Raw genomic sequence first — 19,772 nt, forward strand, 5'->3', positions numbered from 1 at the left:
GGTCCATGGTTTGACACTATAGGCGCGGGAATTCTGTGGGCGGTGTGGAATCATTGCACAGTTTGAAAAAATTGCTTTGGCCTGCCTTTTCGGGCATATTTGAGAGTAGGATAAAGTTATGAAAAAGAGCAGATGAATTGTCTGCATACACACCAGATATCATGAGGAAGACCTATGAAAAAAATGACACTGATCGCTCTGGCTTGGGTGCTTCTGATCGCTGTTCCGGCGCAGGCAGCTGAAACTTTTCCCGATTTGTCCATGACCGCCAAGATGTCTCCAGCCCATATGAAATATCTTTCAGTGACTGGAAGTGAGTTTAAAATATCGGATATCAAGGCGGATTTCGTTCTGCTTGAAGTTTACAGCATGTATTGCCCCATCTGCCAACGTGATGCTCCCAAAATGAATACTTTGTATCAGGAATTGGCCAAGACCGGGCAGGACAAACAGATCAAGGTCCTCGGTGTTGCAGCAGGGAATACGCCGTATGAAGTCGAATTCTATCGCAAGAAGTTCAAGGTAGAGTACCCGCTCGTGGAAGATCCTGATTACGTGCAGCACAAAGCGGTCGGTGAAGTGGGGACCCCGGCGTTTTATCTGTTGGACCTGCGGGAAGGGCGACTGCTTATTCTTTTTTCACAGATTGGTGAGATTGAGGACGTTGACGAATTTGTGAAGATCGTCGTGGAGACGACAGAGAAATAAGCGAGAATAGGATATGAAAAAGAGATTTGTTTTAGTATTTTTTGTGGTGTGTCTTTTGGCTTCGCCTGTCATGGCGGAGAAGATGACGACCTATTCCGCCGGGAAGCTCAAACCGGTGGATTCCGTACTCAAGGTTTCTGAAGGCGATATGGCCCCGGATTTTGAATTGCCGTCCATTGCGGATGCAAAAGTGCGGTTGAGCGATTACCGTGGAAAAAAGAACGTGGTGCTGACCTTTGTCCCTGCGGCATGGACGCCGGTCTGCTCAGATCAGTGGCCAGGATATCGTCTTGCCATGGATTTGTTCAAGGCGAACAATGCGGAACTTATCGGTATCACCGTGGACAATACCCCAACCCAGAAAGCGTGGGTTGATGCCATGGGAGGACTCAATTTCCCTGTGTTGTCCGATTTCTGGCCTCATGGCAAGGTGGCGTCGGAGTATGGTGTGTTGCGCTCGGAAGGTTTTACGGAACGCGCTTTGTTCGTGATTGATATCACAGGCGTGATTCGTTTTATTCATGTAGGCGACATCAACAAGCGCCCGGATTTGGGCATGCTCATGCAGGCTTTGGAAAAGATGAACGCCGAGTAGTCTTTCTACTGTGCAGCTAGTGCTTCTTCCCCATTGTCGAAGAGTTCTGCATAGCGGGTGATGCCCACAGCTTCGAAGACCGACTTGAAATTGCTGGACAGTCCAGCCAGCACGATACGAACGCCTTGCTCCCGGTTTTCCTTGAGCAATTCGGTCAGGCCGGTGATTCCAGCTCCGTTGATGGATGCGTTTTCTTCGAAATCGATGAGCATCACAGGCTTATCAAGAGCTTTGGCTTTGGTCAGGGCGTCTGCCAGGTGCGGAATGGTGTGTGTGGAGACATTGCCACGCACGCCAATGACCACGGCTCCGGGGCGGTCCTCCAGCGAGACCTGACTTTCCTCGTTTTTGGTGATGGCGAGCCTTTCGCCTGCGCGAGTCAGGGCCTTTTCCAATGCCTCGCGTTGGAGTGGCTTGTTGATGAAGTCCGTGGCATCAAGGTTTAGGGCTTGAATGGCCAAATCCATGTCGCCGTGACCGGTTATGACAATAACTTCGGTGTGCGGATTGATTTTCTTTATTTCCTTGAGAGCCTCAATGCCATCCATGATGGGCATTTTGATGTCGGTCATGACCAGACCGGGGCTTTTTTCCTTGAAAATCCTGACCCCTTCCTGTCCGTTTTCCGCTGTGAGAACTTCATACCCGTAAGCTGAAAGCAGGAGTGTGAACATTTTTAGGGTGGGTTGTTCGTCGTCTATGACCAGTACTTTTTCTTTCATGACTTGGTTTCTCCTCGCGTGTTGGCTATCGGGAATTCCATGCGGAAAACCGTGCCTTTGTCGCGTTTACTGTCAATGCGGATGTCTCCACCATAATCCTTGACGATACCATACGTGATGGCCAGACCGAGTCCCATGCCCTGTCCGGCTTCCTTGGTGGTGAAGAACGGTTCGAAAATCTTTCGTTTGTCTTTTTCATCAATACCGGAGCCAGTGTCTTCGACTTCGACATAGACGGTTTTTCCTTCGGCTCCGGTGCGGATCATGATGCGTCGGTTTTCAGCGCCATCAGCCGGGGAAGAAATATCGTTTAGAGCATCCCGGGCATTGGTCACCAGATTGAAGATGACCTGTTGCAATCTGTTCGAATGGGCCATTATTGGTGGCAAATCTTCATCCAGATCAAGGGTGAAACGGATATTGTCCAGCTCGAATTGTCGACGTAGAATGGATAGAACCGCATTGACGGTTTGATTGAGATTGACACGTTCCTCAATGAGGTCGGATTTGCGTCCGAAAGATCGCAATGTGTTGATGATTTCGGCAGCACGGTCAACTTGGGTCGAGATTTCCTTTACGACTTGCAGGAAGTCTTCTCTGGGAACTTCGACGCCTTCTTCTTGCATCATGGAGAGGAATTCACTGCCCATTTTGATGGCATTGAGCGGCTGGTTGACCTCATGGGCCACACCCGCAGACATTTCACCCAAGGATTTCATCTTTCCTGCCTGAATAAGTTGGGCATCCTTTTCAATGAGTTCCGTGATGTCTGTGACCGCGATGATGATAGCGTGCCGTCCTCGATATGAAATGGGGCAGGCGTGCATGTTTACGAAGAACGGTTCGCCACCCTGTTTGTAGTGGAGTAGTTTCGGGAAGTAGACACATCCCCCGCCTCCCTCAACGAAATATTCCAGACAGCCGAGGTTGTGTTCAGGGCCAAGCTTTAGGAATTTCATTCCGATGAGATCTTCCATGGAATATTCATAGAGTTCGACGGTGCGTGGGTTGGCATCTCGGATGATACCGGATTCGCATTCCACGACAAAGATTGGGTCCGGACCGGAGTCGAACAATGACCGATATTTTTCTTCTGATTCGCGCAGTCTGCGACGATAGAGTTTGATGGACCAGACCATGTTGCGGAATGAATCGCCGAGTTGGATGACTTCATCGCCGAGGGAATGCTTGCGATAGAAGGCACAGTCCGCGCATTTGCGATGAGCTTCACCGGGTTTTTCGCCACTTCTTGATTGGTCGAAGTGCCAGCATGGGAGGTCTGTGTTGGTGAAAGCTGGACATCGGGATGTATCCCAGTCTTCGTTCGGCGCGAGGTGTTGGGGAATTTCAAAGTTGCCTCGACTTATTTCGTCGGACAGTCGAGTCAGGTCAGAAATGGGTTTGGTGATGTACTTGGAGAGCCAGGAACTGAGAAAAATGGTGATCAGGACCACGGCGGAGATGAAGCCGAGAAAGGCTACGCGTAATTTACCCACCAAAGAGTCAATGTGACTCTTATTTAGCCCTACGTGGACCGTGCCAATGCGATATAACCCTTCATTGATGGCAGCGGCGAGATCATAGACTTCCAGTCCACCCAGATCGAGTCGTTTGATGGAATCGTGTTTGTCCTTGGGCAGTGTGTTTCCGCGCAGGGTGTCTGGGAGTTTTCGTGTCAACGTGTGGGCCAGAATTTTACCGTTTTGATCTTCGATGAAGATGTAGGCGACCAGATTCTTGCGTTGACGAAGGCGTCCTTCATCGAAAATCAGGGCCAACAACTTGGGCACATCGTTATCCAACAGGTATGAGCCTCCGCGTTCTGCCACAGAGTGGGCAATGGCGAAACCTCGCATTTCCAGTTCGTGGGTCAGGGAACTGACCAGGATATATCTGGAAACTAGTGCAATCGTGATGGAAATGAACAGAATAGCCGCAAGCATTGAAAACAGCAGCTTTTCTCGCAAGCCGATGTTATCGAATCGAGTAGCCAGCTTCTTGGCCATGGTCATGGCTTGACCCCCAATTCTTGTTTCAATCCCTTCCAGTCGGAAAATGGCATGAACTGACCATCTTGAAGGCGGGTGAAGTGGATGGCTTCAAGTCCTTGCCTGTCATATGGTCCATAGGTGATCGACATGCCCGGTCCGAGTTTGAAATCGCGGATGGATTCAATGGCATCGATGAATTTTTCGCGGGTTAGGAATCGTCCGGCCTTTTGCAAACCTTCCACCATGATTCTGGCATTGAGGAATCCTTCCAATCCGACAAAGCTTGGAGTGTCATTGGGGAAATATTGATTCAGGAGCGTTACATATTCGCTGGCAGCGTCAATGTCGTTGTTCAGGTTGATGATCGGCGGTGGCACAACTTGCGACATGAGTACTTTGGCGGGGGCGTTGGTTTTTATGCGTCGGGCCAACTCTTCAGCTCCCACAAAGGAGACCGTGTAAAATGTTGGAGTATAGTCGCGTTCGCCAGCCTTGTTGATGAACCGGGCGCAGGCATCATAAGTGCCGATCATGACAACGGCTTCAGCTTTTGATTTGCGAATTTTTTCCAACCCCTCATCAATATCCTCGGTGCCTCTGATATACCAACCGCGGGCCACAGGTTCGAGATTGAACTCCTTGAGTGTCAATTCCGCGCCGATGAGTCCGTCAAATCCGTAGGTGTCATATTGATAGAAAACTGCGATTTTTTGCAGTCCGAGATCCTTGATCATGTGTCGCACGGCATCTTTTGTTTCTTGATAGTAGGAAGCCCTGATGTTGACGACGTACCGGTTGAAAGGCTGACGCAGGGCGTTGGCTCCTGTGAACATTCCCACAAGAGGTATACGCGCTTCTTCAACCAGTGGCAGGGCTTTGACTGTGGTCGGTGTGCCTACATAGCAGAACAGGGCGAAGACATCGTTGTCGATGATGAATCTTTGCGTATTGGCAAGGCATTTGGGTGGATCATAGGAATCGTCCACGGCCTTGATCTTGATGGAACGACCATGCACGCCGCCGTTGGCGTTGACGGAGCGGATATAGGCTTCAGCCCCGCGTAGGGTTTGTGTGCCGAGATATCCTGCATGACCGGTTAGAGCCAGTGATGAACCGAGAACGATCTGGTTGTTGGTCACTCCGGGAGAAGTCGCTCCCGTGGTTGCGGATTCGTCCGAGGAGTTGCATCCGCTCATGCCCAGAACCAGGGGCAGGCAGAGAAATATGAGTGTCCATAGTCGGGTTTGCATGATTCGGCTCCGTGCTCGACGCTTGTAACAACGTATTGCCACTCTTCGTTACTGGCTTGGCTCCGAAAAGACAAGAAATCCTCATAACCCCACGAAACTGCATCTGTCAGCAGTGTCTTGGAACGGAGTGACCCCGACGCACGGTGAACGTCGGGGCCTGAAAAACTCCGTGCATTGTGTGCCGCAGGTCCGAGCGACATTCTTACGGAGGTGTTCTCCATGAGAGGAGTCCCGGCGCGGGCGTGCAACCCGCGCCGGGGTGGTATGGTGTTATCCGTTCATCCGTTTGAGAGGGCTGGCCAGTTTTGCCAGGAACTGCTTCCTGGACAAGGGGCCCTTTTTTTGGATGGAGGAAGCGTCAGCGGACAGGGACTCATAGTAGCTGTCCGGGTCGGTCTGCACCAGATAGATGACGCGTACGCTGTCTATGTCGACAAGTTCTGCATCAGGGTACTTTTTCAGTGCTTTCTCAAGGTGTTTGTCTGCCAGGGCGAGCATTTCATCCCGATCGCCGAAGTTCATGGCCCCGGTGGGGCAGGTCTGCACGCAGGCGGGCAGCATGCCGGCTTTGACGCGGTCAACGCACATGTCGCATTTGACTACTTGGCCGGTTTCTTCGTTGATGCGGGGGATGTCGTAGGGACAGGACATGCCAAAGGCTTCCTTGTCCGGTTCCTGAGCGGTCAGTTCGGTGTAGATGACTGCACCGGTTTCCTGGTCGTGCACGATGGAGCCGGGAATAGTCATAGCATCCAGACACGGCGGATCGATACAATGGCGGCATTGCTCGGGGAAGAACAGCCAGTCCATGTTGCCGTCGGTTTCTACTTCTTCGAAGCGAACCAGTTTCAGGGTGACGCCCGACAGATCTTTGGGATTCTGGTGGGAACCCCAGTTTTCTGTCTTTTCAGCGGGCAGTTTTTTCCATTGCTTACAGGCAACCTGGCAACCACGGCAGGCCGTACATTTGGTCAGGTCGATGAAGAATGTCTTACTCATGTGTCATTCCTCCTTTACGCCTTGCGGACGTTGACCATAAAGGCCTTGGTTTCAGGGATGCCGGTGTTTGGATCGCCGACGGACGGAGTCAGGATGTTGGCTGTATCGCCGCCGTCCTTGGGCCATGTCCAACCGAAGTGCCAAGGCAGGCCAACCTGATGGATGGTCGTTCCTTGAACTTCGAACGGTTTCAGTCGCTTGGTCACGATAGCTTTGGCCCAGATGGAACCACGGATAGAATCGACCATGACCTTTTCGCCGTTTTCAATACCTCTGAGTTCCGCAAGTTCCGGGCTCATTTCAACGAACACCTGTGGTTCACACTCTGTGAGCCATGCGCAGTTTCTGGTCATCAGACCGGTCTGCCAGTGTTCGGTGACACGATATGTGGTGCCGACGAACGGGTATTTGGGATCGCAGACAGCCTTTTCTTCGGAATCGAAGGTAAGGGCCGTCGGGTTATGCAGTGTGCCGGAGAATGGGTGTGTTTTGACCGGACATTCCAGCGGTTCGTAGTATTCGGGCAGCGGGCCGTCTGCGCGGCCGGGTCCGTACAGCTGGCCGAAGCCATGCTTGCGCATGATGAAGGCGTACTTGGAGCCGGGGGCCCATCCGCCATCAGGCACATCGCCAACCCATTTCTTGCCGTCCCATTCGATAACGGGCTTTTCCGGGTTGTACGGCTTGCCCTGAAGGTCAACGGAAGCGCGGTTGTACAGCACGCGGCGGTTAACCGGCCAGCACCAGGAGAAGTTCGGGTACAAACCGACTTTCGCTTGTTCCGGGGTTTGCGCCAAACTGCGACGAGCGGCCATGTTGCCCTTGTCGGTGTACGAGTTACAGTACAGCCAGTTGCCTGAGGCGGTTGAACCATCGGCCTGGAGGTATGCGAAACTCGGTACGAGGTCGCCTTTCTTGAACTGCTTCCCCTTGACTTCGATGTCACGGGTGAAGTGTCCGTTGATGAGTTTGGCGGTCTTATGCGGATCGAATTCGCCGTCAGTGGCGATGCCGTCCCAAGTGAGTCGAGTGATCGGCTCGGGGTATGCGCCGCCGTCTTTTTTGTAGAGAGCCTGAATTTCATGCATCAATTCATACATGAGGTCGCCGTCTGGCTTGAGGCCATGCGGTGCATCAGGTCCTTTGTAACGCCACTGCATCCAGCGGCCTGAATTGGTGATGGAGCCTTCTTTTTCGATGGAGACTGCGCAGGGCAGGAAGAAGACTTCAGTCTTGATTTCTTCGGGCTTCATGTCGGGACCTTCCCAAAACCAACCGGTTTCATTAGGGAAGATGTTGACATTGACCATCCAGTCGAGGTTGCCCAAGGCACGGCGGCTTTTGTTGGCATTTGCGCCGGAACAAGCCGGATTCATGCCCCATGCGAACAGACCTTTGAACTGTCCCTTTTCCATTTTGTCGAACAGGGTGAGCCAAGAGTATTCGCTGGCAGAACCGGAGTCCAAACGGGGGAGGAATTGGTATGCGTCTGCTGGAGTGTCATCCTGCCACATGGATTTGAGCAGAGATGCGGAGTATTTCGGGTAGTTTTGCCACCAGTTGGCAGACATGGGATCGTTGGAGACCGGAGTGTATGCCTTGTCATATGCTGCCAGCGTATCCTGACCCGCTTTGGGTGTCTTCAGGTAGCCGGGCAGGATGTGGAACAGCAGACAGTGGTCAGTGGAACCCTGAACGTTGGATTCGCCGCGCAGGGCGTTAACGCCGCCACCAGCTATACCAATGTTACCGAGCAGCAACTGGATCATGGCCATGGAGCGGATGTTCTGTACACCAACGGTGTGCTGAGTCCAGCCCATGGCGTACATGATGGTACCGGCCTTGTTGCCTACGCCGGTTGCAGCATAGGTCTCGTACAGGGCGATCAGGTCTTCCTTCTTCATACCGGAGATGGAAGTGACTTGGTCCATGTTGTAGCGTTCATAGTGCTTCTTGAGCATCTGGTAAACGCATTTGGGGTCTTTGAGAGTGGGGTCTTTTTTGGGATTGCCTTCGGCATCCATTGCAAAGGCCCATTTGGATTTGTCGTAGGTCCTGGTTTCCGGGTCGTAACCGGCGAAGATACCATCGTCGAATTTGTAGTCGTCGCCGACGATGAAGGAAGCGTTGGTGTAGTTAACAACGTATTCTTTGAAGATCAGGTCTTTGTCCAGGATGTATTTAATCATGCCACCGAGTACGGCGATATCGGAGCCGGAACGGAGATTGGCATGCATGTCGGCCTTGGCCGAGGTCCTGGTGAAACGGGGATCGACGTGGATCAGGGTTGCACCCTTTTCCTGCGCCTTGGTCACCCACTTGAAAGAGATGGGGTGGTTTTCGGCAGCGTTACTGCCCATTATAAGAATGCAATCGGAGTTCTGGATATCAATCCAGTGATTGGTCATCGCACCGCGTCCGAACGACTCTGCCAGAGCCGCAACAGTTGCGCTGTGTCAAATACGAGCCTGGTGTTCCACATACACCAGACCAAGGCTGCGGAGCATTGTCTGGTAAGCCCAGCACTCCTCGTTGTCGAGAGCGGCGGAACCGACTGAAGCAATACCGTCGCAGCGATTGACCATTTGTCCTTTCGCATTCTTGTAGGTGAAAGTTTCGTCGCGGCTCTTCTTGACGTTGTGGGCGATTTTTTCCAGTGCCCAGCTCAAGGAGACTTTGGTGAATTCTTTGGAATAGGGAGCTCTGTACAGGACGGAATCCGGGCGGCGGTCGTTTTCAGCCAACTGCCAGATGGATGCGCCCTTGGCACACAGAGAACCTTCATTGATGGGATGATCCGGGTCACCTTCAACGTTGATGGCCCGTTTGTCCTTGAGGGACGTGTTGACGACGAGACCGCAACCCACTGCACAGTAGCAGCAGATAGTCGTTGTCTGTTTGCTCCACTTGGGCTTCATGGCTTCGGCGCGATCGGCAATGGGTGCCTTTTTCGCGGTACAGCCAAGCCCGAGTCCGCCAAAAGCCGTGGCCGTGGCCGCGACAGCGGAGAGCTTGAGGAAGTTCCTTCGGTTAGTATGCATTCGACCTCCTAAAGTTGAGTGCGAGTCATCGCCCGCGAATCTCGCAACCTAAAGTCACGAGTAACTCATAGCCGCTTGGCTGCGTGATTTGGTCCGGGGCGGGCAGGTTGGTTCCTGATCTGTCGCGATGACAGAGAGGTGTCAGGACCATTTCCTGCGCCGCCGCATGGACATTGTCCGCGGCAAATCCAAGGCCGTCGAAGGGCATTGGACTTGTCGCGTTTGCAGCCGACGAATGGTTGTGTGAAAAACGCATAAGCGTACCTCTCCCAGTTAATTCCGTTATCCCTGTTATGGGGGATTGGAGGGAACTGTTCAAAGAAAGGATACTTTTCAGAGTTTTCACACAGGGTGAAATGGGGTGTTTTTTACAAACCCACTGGGGTTAGGGCGATTGCGTTATGTCAAAATGGACATAAAATGATATCTGCCCCATGGTTCTGCACCAAAAGGGCATTATTCTTGGGTGGGCACTAGCGCACAAAGGTATGCGGCCAGCATTTCGGCGATGGATTTGTCCCGGTTGTTGAACCGGAATTCGAGTTCTTTCATATAGAGGGGGAACCGCTGGCAGGAGATGCCACGGAATTTCTTGATCCGGGACTGGGCGTAATCCCAGAATTCGTCCTGCACTGCGTCGATGTGCGGCGGCTCGTCATAGCGGCGAATGATTTCATATGGGAGTGAATCGTTGCCACAGAAAATGAGCGTGTCGTAATCCTTGTATCTGTCCGTGTAGACGAGATTACCGGTGCGGATGAGCTTCAGGTGGAAGTTCATGTGGAAATGGAACAACGTTTCTGCTTGAAAGCCCGGCACGAGGTCGATGAACACTATATCGTCACGACGCAGGATGCCGTAGACTGGGATGGTGTCCATGTGCATGTCACGTGGGCCGCCTGTTAGTCGATTGCCCTTGAGGTATGAATCAAGCCCTGTGGCCGAGCTGATGAGTTGCCGTGCATCCAGTGCGTGGCCGAGGATGGCGAACCTGATGGCGGTCAGGGCTTTGTATACCGTATTATAGGACAGGCCGAGCTGGTCCTTCATCTGATGGACCGAACATTCCTGCACGAATAGGACGATGAGTCGTAGCCATTCGGAAGGACTGAGTGCTCCGTTGTTGATCCATCGGCCTGAGAATGGCTGGAAGGTGTATTTGCAACTGGCGCACCGCAGGCGTTCGCCGGACAGGGTGTAGACCTTGCGATGACCACACCGCGGGCAGAAAGGGTCGCCCGTGGGCCATGTCAGCTCAAGCAGGTAGTCACGTGCTTTTTTGTCGTCATGCAGGAGCGCATCGAATCCACCGGCAATGTCCGGCGCACAGTCTGCGGGTATGATATGCGATGTCTTGTGCATGCTGTTTCGGTTCAAGGCTGACATGGTCACCTCTTTGTTAGAATCCCCAGGCGGAGAGTGTTGCGCGCTTGTATCCCTGACCAGCGGCTACATAGTCGAGTGCTAAAGAGTCCAGATCATCAAGAACAGGTACGGCTACGCGGTCCAGATTACGAAAGTCAATGGTCTTGATATACGTTTTGCAGGATTCGCAGACGTCCACGCGGAATCCCGGCTCTTCATCAACGGTAAAGAATGTCAGCTTTTTCTGGTCGTCTTCGCCGCAAACCGGGCAGGCAATGCGCTTGATCCGGTACTCATGGCGACAGAATGAGCAGGTGGCGTGCCGGTATCCTTCTTTTTCTTTGAGACAAGAAATGAGCGGCAGACTGCCACAAATGGGACAGGTGCCTACTTCTGGGACTTTCATGTCAGGTAGTTTTTCAGCCAGAATATCGGCGGCCGCTTCGATGGACGGGCTGAGCGATGCAAAAGCGAGGAACGCAATGGTTTTGGGTGCATCTGGCATGCGTTCAGTCCAGGAAGCGAAAAATTTCGTATCGTCGTTCAAGAATTTATCGAACAACTCTGCCGGGGTGAATTCGTCGTCTTTCATGGCCTTGGCAACAGTTTTGGCTCCGTCGCCCAAGGGACCGCCTGCCTTTTTGAGCAGGGTAATAAGGTCGAACAGCAAATTTGCAGCTTGAGTACTGTCGTGTGGAAAGTTTTCTCGGCCGATCAGAGACATTCCCTGAAACACTGCTTCGGGCGGAGCAAGTTCGCTGTCGTCCGGTAACACCACGGTTGCGTCAATGCGTGCCGTCAGTTGCAGTCGTGCCACGTCGGCCAGCAAGTTCACGAGTTCTTCGGAAATATAGGACTTGCCTTTCAACTGGGTGATCTTCTTTTCAAGCCGTCGTTGATATTGTTCCACATTAAATTCCATGGTGCGTCCTTTTTGATTGTTCGATTACAAAAACAGTATGGACGCCTGTCTATGATGCCAAAGGCTTGAGACTTACTCAAGCTTTGACACAAGAAAGACGCATTGTCATGAAATTATTATTTAATTTCAGTATAATATTATGTCTTTTTGAGCATAAAGCGAGATGAAAAGGTCTACAATTCAGTATGTTCCGAAGAAATGAAAAAAGTCGATAGAAAGGCGGTCTTTCTATAGATTTACCCTATTTCGGGGAAAAATAAGCCCGGAGCACAGTGTGCTGGCAATCAATTTTGAGCCGTTTTTGTCTATAGATGTTCGGTATGAGATGTTTAAAACCCGATAATCCGTTTATTATCATTATACACCCAGAAGCTGTCGTCTTTGATGTTGCCAATAAGCGTAATGCCGGTTTTGCGTGCAAGTTCCACGGAAAAACTCGTGGCTACGGCCGTGGAAGCGAGAATGGGGACGCCGATTCGGATGACCTTGAGCAGAATTTCAGAGGCGATGCGTCCGGTGGACACGATGAGTTTGTCATCCACTGATACATCGTCCAGAAAACACTGGCCGCAGATCATGTCGATGGCATTGTGACGGCCGATATCTTCTCGAAAAAGCAGCATTTCATCCGGTGTGCACAGTGATGAATTGTGGCAGCCACGCGTGGCGTTGTACAGGGTAGAGCGTTCGTGCAGTTGTTTTGCCAGAGAGAGAATCTGTTCAGGTGTGACTTTGACGTTACCGTTTACACGACGTTTGGAAATAGTGGCCGTGTTGCGTCCGAAATTAGTACCTTTGCCACAACCGGAAGTGATGGAACGCTCCAGCACTCGGTTTTTCCACGGGTCGTGACAGGTCTCCACCTCAGCCAGGAGGCGGTCGCCTAGATCTCGTACGGTCATGTCGGTAATCTGGTCCGGGCTGGACAGAAATGCATCGGATTTGAGAAATCCGATAGCCAGGTATTCAGGATGCTTGGCCGTGCACAGCAATGTCACGACCTCTTTTCCGTTGAGGTGAATTGTCAGCGGTACCTCACGGATGGACTTGATTGGTGTCCGAGCAAAGCCCGCTTTGTATTCGTGTATTTCGTAATTGAAAGAATCCATGATTGTTCCTCCCGGTGTTGCGGTATGGGAGCCGCACATCGTTTCCCTTGTATCCTTTCTTTACGGAGGCAATTCGCATGAATCAAATCAATCGCATTTCCCCCGGTTTTCACACTGCTTTCATGGGATCATTTTCACTTTTGAATGAGTATAGTTCAATTTTCAAAAGTGTTTTTTGGGTTTTTTCAAGCAAATCAAGCCGTCACAGATGTGTATTGCTGTCGCCATCGAAACGTTTGCGCAAACGTTTCGATTCGTGTTACAAGCGGGTGACTTTGCACGGCAACCGGCGCATAGGCGCCACGGTGGAAAAATGAAAAATTCAAAACTTATTAACGCCGAAGTATCATATGTCGTGGCCAGTCTCGGTCATTTTGACGGATTGACCATCTGCGACGCAGGGTTACCCATTCCCTCAGACGTACAGCGCATTGACCTGGCGGTGACCGAAGGGGTTCCGTCTTTTATGGATGTGGTCAAAACCATTATTTCTGAAATGGAAGTTCAGGAAGTGGAATTTGCCGAAGAATTTAAGAGCGTCAGTCCTGATTTACATAGGGAATTACTTTATTTTTTGCGTTCTGTTGAGACGGAGCGTGGCAAACCCATTCCTGTGAGTTATGTGAGTCATGAAGTATTCAAGGAAAATACGCGTGAGAGTGTGGCCGTGGTGCGGACGGGAGAGTTTACCCCGTATGCCAATGTCACCATCAAGGCAGGCGTCGCTTTCTAGCGGAGAGAATCATGGACGAATTGCTCAGGCTTGAGAATATCGAAAAGAGTTTTCCCGGCGTCAAGGCCCTGGATGGCGTCAATCTGCGGGTGACTCCCGGCAAGGTTATGGGGCTGGTTGGCGAAAATGGCGCGGGCAAGTCAACGCTCATGAAAGTGCTGACCGGCATCTACAAACGTGACGCTGGCACGCTTCGATATCTGGGTGAAGAATGTACTTTCAGTGGGCCTCGTGCGTCGCAGGCAGCGGGCATTAGTATCATCCATCAGGAACTTAACCTGTTGCCGGAACTCTCCATTGCTGAGAATATATTTTTGGGTCGTGAAAAGGTCGGCTTTCTAGGACATATCCGTTGGAAGGAAATGTTTCGGATGGCGAACGAACTGCTCGCTAAACTCGGGGTGACACGGACTTCGCACACACGGCTTGGTGCGCTGGGGATTGGCGAACAACAGATGGTAGAGATCGCCAAGGCCCTGTCTTTCGAGTCCCGTGTTATCATTATGGATGAGCCAACCGACACTCTGACAGACACCGAAACAAAAGCGTTGTTTTCCGTCATTCGCGAGTTGAGCGAGTCCGGTCATGGCGTGGTCTACATTTCTCACCGTCTCAAGGAAATCTTTGAAATTTGTGATGACGTGACCGTCCTGCGTGACGGGCAGTTTATCGGTGAAAGTTCCGTGGTGGATATCACCGAAGACGAACTCATCGAGATGATGGTTGGACGTCGGTTGGAAGAGCAGTATCCGCGTGTTGATGTGGAATTGGGAGCGGTCAGTCTGGAGGTAAAAGACCTCATCGGACCTCGCCTCGAAGGGCTGTCATTTTCTGTGCGAGAAGGTGAAATCCTTGGAATATCTGGTCTTATGGGCGCAGGGCGTACCGAGCTGATGAAGGCTATTTATGGAGCTTATCCCATGGATGGTGGTCAAATCTTCATGGGCGGAAAGCAACTTGATATTAAGACTCCCGGCGATGCCCTTCACGCTGGCATTGCCTATATCAGTGAAGATCGAAAGGCGGACGGTTTGATTCTTGGCCTGTCGGTCAAGGAGAATATGACATTGACTGCGCTGACGGGGTTTTGTTCCGGCATAGGTCATATCGACCAAATCAATGAACGTCGGGCCGCAGACGAGTATATCAAAGCTTTCAATATCAGAACGCCTTCCCGTAGGCAGGAGGTTGGCAATTTATCCGGCGGCAACCAGCAGAAGGTCGCCATTGCCAAGGGACTCATGGACCGCCCCAAGGTGCTTATTCTCGATGAGCCGACACGGGGTGTGGACGTAGGTGCCAAAAAGGAAATTTATCAGTTGATTAATTCCTTCAAGTCGGAAGGTATGAGTATTATTCTTATTTCATCAGAAATGCCGGAAATTCTCGGTATGAGTGATCGTATTGCCGTCATGCACGAAGGCCGTTTCTGCGGTGAATTCACGGCGCAGGAAGCGGATCAGGAAAAACTTATGGCCTGTGCTATCGGCAGGGCGCGCAAGGAGGCTGCATGAGCGCAGCAAAAAACATGTCAAATGGACAGGAGCAATCCGTATCCATCAAGGAACGGTTGATTCAGCAGAAATCTCTCATTGCGCTTGTTGTGATGATTGTCATTGTTTCCTTTTTGAATCCCAATTTTTTTACCACGGGCAATATCCTTAACATTCTGCGGCAGACGGCCATCAACGCCATTATGGCCGTGGGTATGACGCTGGTCATTTTGACGGCTGGCATTGATCTGTCCGTCGGGTCGGTGTTGGCCCTGTGCGGAGCCATCGGGGCGAGTCTTATCGCCGCAGAAATGCCTGTCGTATTGGCCGTGGGAGTGGCTCTTGGAGCCGGTGCGCTGCTCGGCGCAGCCAGTGGCATTATCATAGCCAAGGGTAAGGTGCAGGCGTTTATCGCTACATTGGTTTCCATGACCATGGTTCGAGGGCTGACGCTTGTCTATACTGATGGTCGACCCATATCCACTGGGTTCACTGATGTTGCTGACGCTTTCGCCTACATTGGAACCGGCTATTTGTTCGGCATTCCCGTCCCCATTTGGATTATGGCCGTCACGTTTGCCGGAGCGTGGTACCTGCTCAATCACACCCGTCTGGGCCGGTATATCTATGCCCTTGGTGGGAATGAATCCGCTACTCGTTTGTCTGGTATCAACGTGGATACCATCAAGATCACGGTTTATGCCATCGCCGGTTTTCTTTCGGCATTGTCTGGTCTGATCGTGACCTCCCGTCTTTCGTCCGCCCAGCCCACAGCAGGGTATGGATATGAACTCGACGCCATCGCGGCGGTTGTGCTTGGTGGCACCAGCCTTATGGGCGGCAAGGGAACCATTATGGGAACCCTGCTCGGTGCTCTTATTATTGGATTTCTCAATAATGCATTGAACTTGCTTGATGTATCTTCCTATTATCAGATGATCGCCAAGGCGCTGGTCATCCTGTTAGCGGTCCTGGTTGATACGAAAAGCAAGGAGTAAACAACATAAGGAGTGTATGATGAAAAAACTTTTGACCCTCGCCTTGGCCTTGGTGTTGACCATGGCTCTTGGTGTCTCTGCTCAGGCAAAGGACACCATCGCCCTGGTGGTTTCCACGCTGAACAACCCATTTTTCGTGACCCTGAAAGACGGTGCAGTGAAGAAAGCCAATGAGATGGGCTACGAGCTGATCGTTTTGGATTCCCAGAATGACCCGTCCAAAGAGCTTGCCAATGTAGAAGATCTGACCGTTCGTGGCGTCAAGGCTATTCTGATCAATCCCACTGATTCCGATGCTGTTTCCAACGCCATTCGTTTGATCAACACTGCCGGTATTCCGGTCTTGACCCTTGATCGCGGCGCTTCTCATGGTAAAGTGGCTTCTCACATCGCTTCCGATAACGTCGCAGGTGGTAAGATGGCCGGTGATTTCATGGCTGAAAAGCTTGGCAAGGGTGCCATGGTTATTCAGCTCGAAGGTCTGCCTGGTACTTCCGCCGCCCGTGATCGTGGTGCTGGTTTCGAACAGGCTGTCAAGGCCAATGGTTTTAAGGTTCTGGCTTCCCAGCCTGCCGACTTTGACCGTACCAAGGGCTTGAACGTTATGGAAAACCTGCTTGCCAACTACGGTGATGTGCAGGGTGTCTTCGCCCAGAACGATGAAATGGCCCTCGGTGCCATGCGTGCTCTTCAGGCCGCAGGCAAGAAGGTCGTTATTGTTGGTTTTGACGGCACAGATGATGGCGTTGCCGCTGTCAAGCGTGGCGACATGGCCGGTACCATTGCCCAGCAGCCTGCTTTGATCGGTTCTCTCGGTGTTGAGACAGCCGACAAGGTCCTCAAAGGCCAGAAGGTTGAAGCAAATATTCCCGTTCCCCTGATGGTTGTCCAATAACTCGATATGTCTGGCGCACTGAGCAGTCTCGGTGCGCCTTTTTTCGAATTAAGAGAGTATTTTTTATGGCTTCACCGAAACTGATTGTCCTCGGCAGTGTTAATGCCGACCACGTCCTGCAAGTGGATGATTTCCCCCGTCCCGGTGAAACCGTCACGGGACACGGGTATCAGGTTATTCCCGGCGGCAAGGGTGCGAATCAGGCCGTGGCAGCCGCACGTCTTGGCGCGAATGTCGGTTTTATTGCCTGTGTCGGTGATGATGATTTTGGCCGTTACATGATCGATAGATTTCAGGCGGACGGCATGGATACCACTGGTGTTATGACTGTGGATGACACGCCTACTGGCATCGCGCTTATTCAGATTGCGGCCAGTGGTGAGAATTCCATTTCCATATCTCCTGAAGCTAATGCGGCGTTGACCCCTGCACGACTTGAGCCGCACCTGTCTCTTTTGCAGGCGGCAGATACTTTGCTCATGCAATTGGAAAGCCCGTTGGAAAGCGTGCTTCTGGCTGCCCGAAAAGCCTGTGCGGCTGGGATACGTGTGATTTTGAACCCGGCTCCGGCCTGTGCCTTGCCGGATTCTTTGCTTGCTGATCTTGCCATGATTACCCCCAATGAGACAGAGGCCGAGGTTTTGACCGGTATCACGGTCAACTTAGAAAGTGATGCACGTAAAGTGGCAGAAATTTTACATGACAAAGGCGTTGAAACCGTCTTAATTACGCTCGGGAGTCAAGGTGCTTATTTGAGTTCCCCAGATGCTTCCGAGTTGATTCCCGGTTATCAAGTCGATCCTGTGGATACCACGGCAGCGGGTGATACTTTCAATGGCGCATTGGTCGCGGCCCTTCAAGAAGGGCAGGACATGCGTTCGGCAATCAAATTTTCCCATGCGGCGGCGGCCCTGTCTGTGACACGGTTGGGCGCACAAACATCCATACCGACCCTTAAAGAGGTCCACGCGTTTATGAAAGCGAACGCATAAAATACTATGGCAACGATCAAAGACGTAGCAAAGCTTGCTGGAGTGTCGACATCAACCGTGTCGCATGTCTTGAATAAGACTCGGTTTGTCAGGGAAGATACCTGCGATCGGGTGAAGAAGGCCGTGCGAGAGTTGAACTATCGGCCGTCTTCCATCGCGCGCAGTCTCAAGGGGCAGAAGACCCGAACGCTCGGGATGCTCGTTACGACCAGTCGAAATCCGTTTTTTGCTGAAGTTGTACATGGTGTAGAGCGGCGATGTTACGAGCGTGGTTACACTTTATTTCTCTGCAATACAGAAGGGGACATCCATCGAATGGAGACCAACCTCGACGCTTTGGAAGAAAAGCGCGTGGATGGGCTGCTTTTGTTGTGCAGCGAGGTCAACGATGACGTGATCAAGTTGCTTGAAGCCGAGCGCAGTGTACCCATTGTGGTTTTTGATTGGGGACCGGAATCCGACAACGTGGATCGTATTTACGACAACTCTCCCTATGGAGCGCGATTGGCGACTGAACATCTCATTTCCATGGGGCACACGGCCATTGGATGCGTGACCGGGCCCATGGGCAGGCGGTCTGCCGAAGAACGGTTGGAAGGATTTCGGAGTTCCATGCATGATGCCGGATTGGTTGTGCGAGAAGAGTGGATTGTGGAAGGAGATTACGAGTGCGAAGGTGGTGTTCGAGCCATGCAGCGTTTAAATGATCTCGCCGACCGTCCTACAGCCCTTTTCGTGTGCAACGACATGATGACTCTTGGTATTATTAGTGAAGCTTCTCGTATGGGAATCAACGTCCCTGGCGATCTGTCACTTATCGGATACGATGATATTTATATCGCGCAACATGCCGCACCGCCTTTGACGACCATTCATCAGCCCAAGGATGAAATTGCGGCCATGGCCGTGGATACCCTTATCGATAGGCTGGATAGCAAACGCACCAAGGGTAAGGTCATCAAGATCGAACCCACGCTGGTGGAACGCCGCTCCGTTCGTAAGATCGGGTAGGGAGTGCCTCCAGCCCCCCTTATCTCATCCTTTTTCAAAACTTTTTGTGTCGCTTCGCGAGGAGGGAGATGGAAATGGGTGTGTTATTTAAAGGAATCAATTCGCCGAAGGCGATAGTGGGAATCCAAAGGGTGTTACCCTTTGGCCGTCGGAGACGAAATCACCTGATAATTCCACCGAAGGTGGTATCTGCTATTTTTCAATAAGTCTGGCTATTTTACAGGCAGCGCAGGCTGCTCCGAAACCGTTGTCGATATTGACCACGGTCACGCCGCTGGCACAGGACGTGAGCATGCCGAGCAGGGCGGACAGGCCTGAGAAATTGGCACCGTATCCGACAGAGGTTGGCACTGCGATGATCGGTTGATCCACCAGCCCGCCGATAACGCTGGCGAGCGCACCTTCCATACCCGCGATGACGATGAGCACGGAAGCCTTGCGGATGTCCTCCATACGGTCGAACAGACGATGTATACCGGCAACGCCAACATCCGAGAGGATCGAGGCTCGCGTGCCAAGTATCTCGCAGGTGACTTTGGCTTCCTCGGCCACGGGCAGGTCTGAAGTCCCGGCTGTGATAATGGCGATTTCAGTGGTGCCGTAGCTGATTGCGTTCTTGACCCATGTGAGGGTGCGGGCCGTGGCGTTGTATTGGACTTCCGGGAATTGTGCGCAGACATGTTCGGCTGTTTTCTCGGTAATGCGAGTGGCCAAAACATTGCCGTGTTCCTGCATGTGCGCGAAAATATTTGCCACCTGTTCAGGTGTTTTACCGGAACCGTAGATGACCTCCGGGAAACCGTTGCGCAGGGATCGATGCAGGTCGATCTTGGTATGACCGATGTCCAGAAACGGAAGATCGCGAAGCTTATCCAGTCCTTGATCAATGGGCAAAGTACCGTCTTGCACACCTTGCAGAATACTTTTTAACATGTTGTTATTCATGGT

At 51.9% G+C, this 19,772-nt stretch carries 17 protein-coding genes; 8 read left to right on the plus strand and 9 right to left on the minus strand.

The genetic code is table 11. The features are described from left to right. Positions 1–174 precede the first annotated feature (174 nt). Positions 175–708: a peroxiredoxin family protein gene (locus tag SYK_RS15470; protein ID WP_281761170.1), complete on the plus strand. Its 534-nt coding sequence runs from the start codon at positions 175–177 to the stop codon at positions 706–708. A 13-nt stretch (positions 709–721) separates the two neighbouring features. Next, positions 722–1,303, plus strand: coding sequence for a peroxiredoxin (locus tag SYK_RS15475; RefSeq protein ID WP_281761171.1), 582 nt, complete (start codon positions 722–724; stop codon positions 1,301–1,303). Positions 1,304–1,308: 5 nt separating this feature from the next. On the opposite strand, the gene SYK_RS15480 is transcribed toward SYK_RS15475, so the two are convergent. The 8 genes from SYK_RS15480 to fdhD form a co-directional block, all read right to left on the minus strand. Continuing rightward, positions 1,309–2,025: a response regulator gene (locus SYK_RS15480; protein ID WP_281761172.1), complete on the minus strand. Its 717-nt coding sequence runs from the start codon at positions 2,023–2,025 to the stop codon at positions 1,309–1,311. After that, positions 2,022–4,037 carry an ATP-binding protein gene (locus SYK_RS15485; protein ID WP_281761173.1) on the minus strand — a complete coding sequence of 672 codons (2,016 nt, stop codon included), beginning with the start codon at positions 4,035–4,037 and terminating at the stop codon, positions 2,022–2,024. The genes SYK_RS15480 and SYK_RS15485 overlap by 4 nt, the downstream gene beginning before the upstream one ends. Beyond that, the gene (locus SYK_RS15490) at positions 4,034–5,266 is read right to left on the minus strand and encodes an ABC transporter substrate-binding protein (RefSeq protein WP_281761174.1); all 1,233 of its coding nucleotides are present in this window, start codon (positions 5,264–5,266) and stop codon (positions 4,034–4,036) included. Before SYK_RS15490 ends, SYK_RS15485 begins: the two co-directional genes overlap by 4 nt. Positions 5,267–5,536: 270 nt before the next feature. Beyond that, on the minus strand, positions 5,537–6,265 hold the full coding sequence (locus tag SYK_RS15495) for a 4Fe-4S dicluster domain-containing protein (protein ID WP_281761175.1): 729 nt from the start codon (positions 6,263–6,265) through the stop codon (positions 5,537–5,539). 14 nt (positions 6,266–6,279) lie between these two features. Then, complete coding sequence (gene fdnG / locus SYK_RS15500) at positions 6,280–9,306, minus strand: formate dehydrogenase-N subunit alpha (protein WP_281761176.1); 3,027 nt, start codon at positions 9,304–9,306, stop codon at positions 6,280–6,282. A gap of 456 nt (positions 9,307–9,762) precedes the next feature. Then, positions 9,763–10,668 carry a transposase gene (locus SYK_RS15505; RefSeq protein ID WP_431194136.1) on the minus strand — a complete coding sequence of 302 codons (906 nt, stop codon included), beginning with the start codon at positions 10,666–10,668 and terminating at the stop codon, positions 9,763–9,765. Between the two features lie 37 nt (positions 10,669–10,705). After that, positions 10,706–11,593 (minus strand): formate dehydrogenase accessory protein FdhE, encoded by an 888-nt coding sequence (locus SYK_RS15510; protein WP_281761178.1) that lies wholly within the window; start codon positions 11,591–11,593, stop codon positions 10,706–10,708. A 329-nt stretch (positions 11,594–11,922) separates the two neighbouring features. Further along, complete coding sequence (fdhD, locus tag SYK_RS15515) at positions 11,923–12,702, minus strand: formate dehydrogenase accessory sulfurtransferase FdhD (protein ID WP_281761179.1); 780 nt, start codon at positions 12,700–12,702, stop codon at positions 11,923–11,925. 313 nt (positions 12,703–13,015) lie between these two features. Between fdhD and rbsD the strand changes: the two genes are divergently transcribed. The 6 genes from rbsD to SYK_RS15545 all read left to right on the plus strand — a co-directional run bounded on the left by rbsD (position 13,016) and on the right by SYK_RS15545 (position 18,824). Further along, positions 13,016–13,435 (plus strand): D-ribose pyranase, encoded by a 420-nt coding sequence (gene rbsD, locus SYK_RS15520; RefSeq protein WP_281761180.1) that lies wholly within the window; start codon positions 13,016–13,018, stop codon positions 13,433–13,435. Positions 13,436–13,446: 11 nt separating this feature from the next. After that, positions 13,447–14,949: a ribose ABC transporter ATP-binding protein RbsA gene (rbsA, locus tag SYK_RS15525; RefSeq protein ID WP_281761181.1), complete on the plus strand. Its 1,503-nt coding sequence runs from the start codon at positions 13,447–13,449 to the stop codon at positions 14,947–14,949. Next, positions 14,946–15,926 (plus strand): ribose ABC transporter permease, encoded by a 981-nt coding sequence (rbsC, locus tag SYK_RS15530; protein WP_281761182.1) that lies wholly within the window; start codon positions 14,946–14,948, stop codon positions 15,924–15,926. The genes rbsA and rbsC overlap by 4 nt, the downstream gene beginning before the upstream one ends. A 19-nt stretch (positions 15,927–15,945) precedes the next feature. Next, positions 15,946–16,821: a ribose ABC transporter substrate-binding protein RbsB gene (gene rbsB, locus SYK_RS15535; protein ID WP_281761183.1), complete on the plus strand. Its 876-nt coding sequence runs from the start codon at positions 15,946–15,948 to the stop codon at positions 16,819–16,821. Positions 16,822–16,886: 65 nt separating this feature from the next. Further along, positions 16,887–17,813 (plus strand): ribokinase, encoded by a 927-nt coding sequence (gene rbsK, locus SYK_RS15540; RefSeq protein ID WP_281761184.1) that lies wholly within the window; start codon positions 16,887–16,889, stop codon positions 17,811–17,813. A 6-nt stretch (positions 17,814–17,819) separates the two neighbouring features. Beyond that, positions 17,820–18,824 carry a substrate-binding domain-containing protein gene (locus tag SYK_RS15545; RefSeq protein ID WP_281761185.1) on the plus strand — a complete coding sequence of 335 codons (1,005 nt, stop codon included), beginning with the start codon at positions 17,820–17,822 and terminating at the stop codon, positions 18,822–18,824. A 192-nt stretch (positions 18,825–19,016) separates the two neighbouring features. On the opposite strand, the gene larB is transcribed toward SYK_RS15545, so the two are convergent. Continuing rightward, the gene (larB, locus tag SYK_RS15550) at positions 19,017–19,769 is read right to left on the minus strand and encodes a nickel pincer cofactor biosynthesis protein LarB (RefSeq protein ID WP_281761186.1); all 753 of its coding nucleotides are present in this window, start codon (positions 19,767–19,769) and stop codon (positions 19,017–19,019) included. Between the last annotated feature and the right edge of the window lie 3 nt (positions 19,770–19,772).

Origin of the sequence: Pseudodesulfovibrio nedwellii (assembly GCF_027923765.1) — a bacterium.
Taxonomy (GTDB): domain Bacteria; phylum Desulfobacterota; class Desulfovibrionia; order Desulfovibrionales; family Desulfovibrionaceae; genus Pseudodesulfovibrio; species Pseudodesulfovibrio nedwellii.

Coding starts and splice junctions, on each gene's coding strand:
- SYK_RS15470 (WP_281761170.1), top strand. CDS start 175: ATGAAAAAAATGACACTGATCGCTCTGGCTTGGGTGCTTCTGATCGCT.
- SYK_RS15475 (WP_281761171.1), top strand. CDS start 722: ATGAAAAAGAGATTTGTTTTAGTATTTTTTGTGGTGTGTCTTTTGGCT.
- SYK_RS15480 (WP_281761172.1), bottom strand. CDS start 2,025: ATGAAAGAAAAAGTACTGGTCATAGACGACGAACAACCCACCCTAAAA.
- SYK_RS15485 (WP_281761173.1), bottom strand. CDS start 4,037: ATGACCATGGCCAAGAAGCTGGCTACTCGATTCGATAACATCGGCTTG.
- SYK_RS15490 (WP_281761174.1), bottom strand. CDS start 5,266: ATGCAAACCCGACTATGGACACTCATATTTCTCTGCCTGCCCCTGGTT.
- SYK_RS15495 (WP_281761175.1), bottom strand. CDS start 6,265: ATGAGTAAGACATTCTTCATCGACCTGACCAAATGTACGGCCTGCCGT.
- SYK_RS15505 (WP_431194136.1), bottom strand. CDS start 10,668: ATGCACAAGACATCGCATATCATACCCGCAGACTGTGCGCCGGACATT.
- SYK_RS15510 (WP_281761178.1), bottom strand. CDS start 11,593: ATGGAATTTAATGTGGAACAATATCAACGACGGCTTGAAAAGAAGATC.
- fdhD (WP_281761179.1), bottom strand. CDS start 12,702: ATGGATTCTTTCAATTACGAAATACACGAATACAAAGCGGGCTTTGCT.
- rbsD (WP_281761180.1), top strand. CDS start 13,016: ATGAAAAATTCAAAACTTATTAACGCCGAAGTATCATATGTCGTGGCC.
- rbsA (WP_281761181.1), top strand. CDS start 13,447: ATGGACGAATTGCTCAGGCTTGAGAATATCGAAAAGAGTTTTCCCGGC.
- rbsC (WP_281761182.1), top strand. CDS start 14,946: ATGAGCGCAGCAAAAAACATGTCAAATGGACAGGAGCAATCCGTATCC.
- rbsB (WP_281761183.1), top strand. CDS start 15,946: ATGAAAAAACTTTTGACCCTCGCCTTGGCCTTGGTGTTGACCATGGCT.
- rbsK (WP_281761184.1), top strand. CDS start 16,887: ATGGCTTCACCGAAACTGATTGTCCTCGGCAGTGTTAATGCCGACCAC.
- SYK_RS15545 (WP_281761185.1), top strand. CDS start 17,820: ATGGCAACGATCAAAGACGTAGCAAAGCTTGCTGGAGTGTCGACATCA.
- larB (WP_281761186.1), bottom strand. CDS start 19,769: ATGAATAACAACATGTTAAAAAGTATTCTGCAAGGTGTGCAAGACGGT.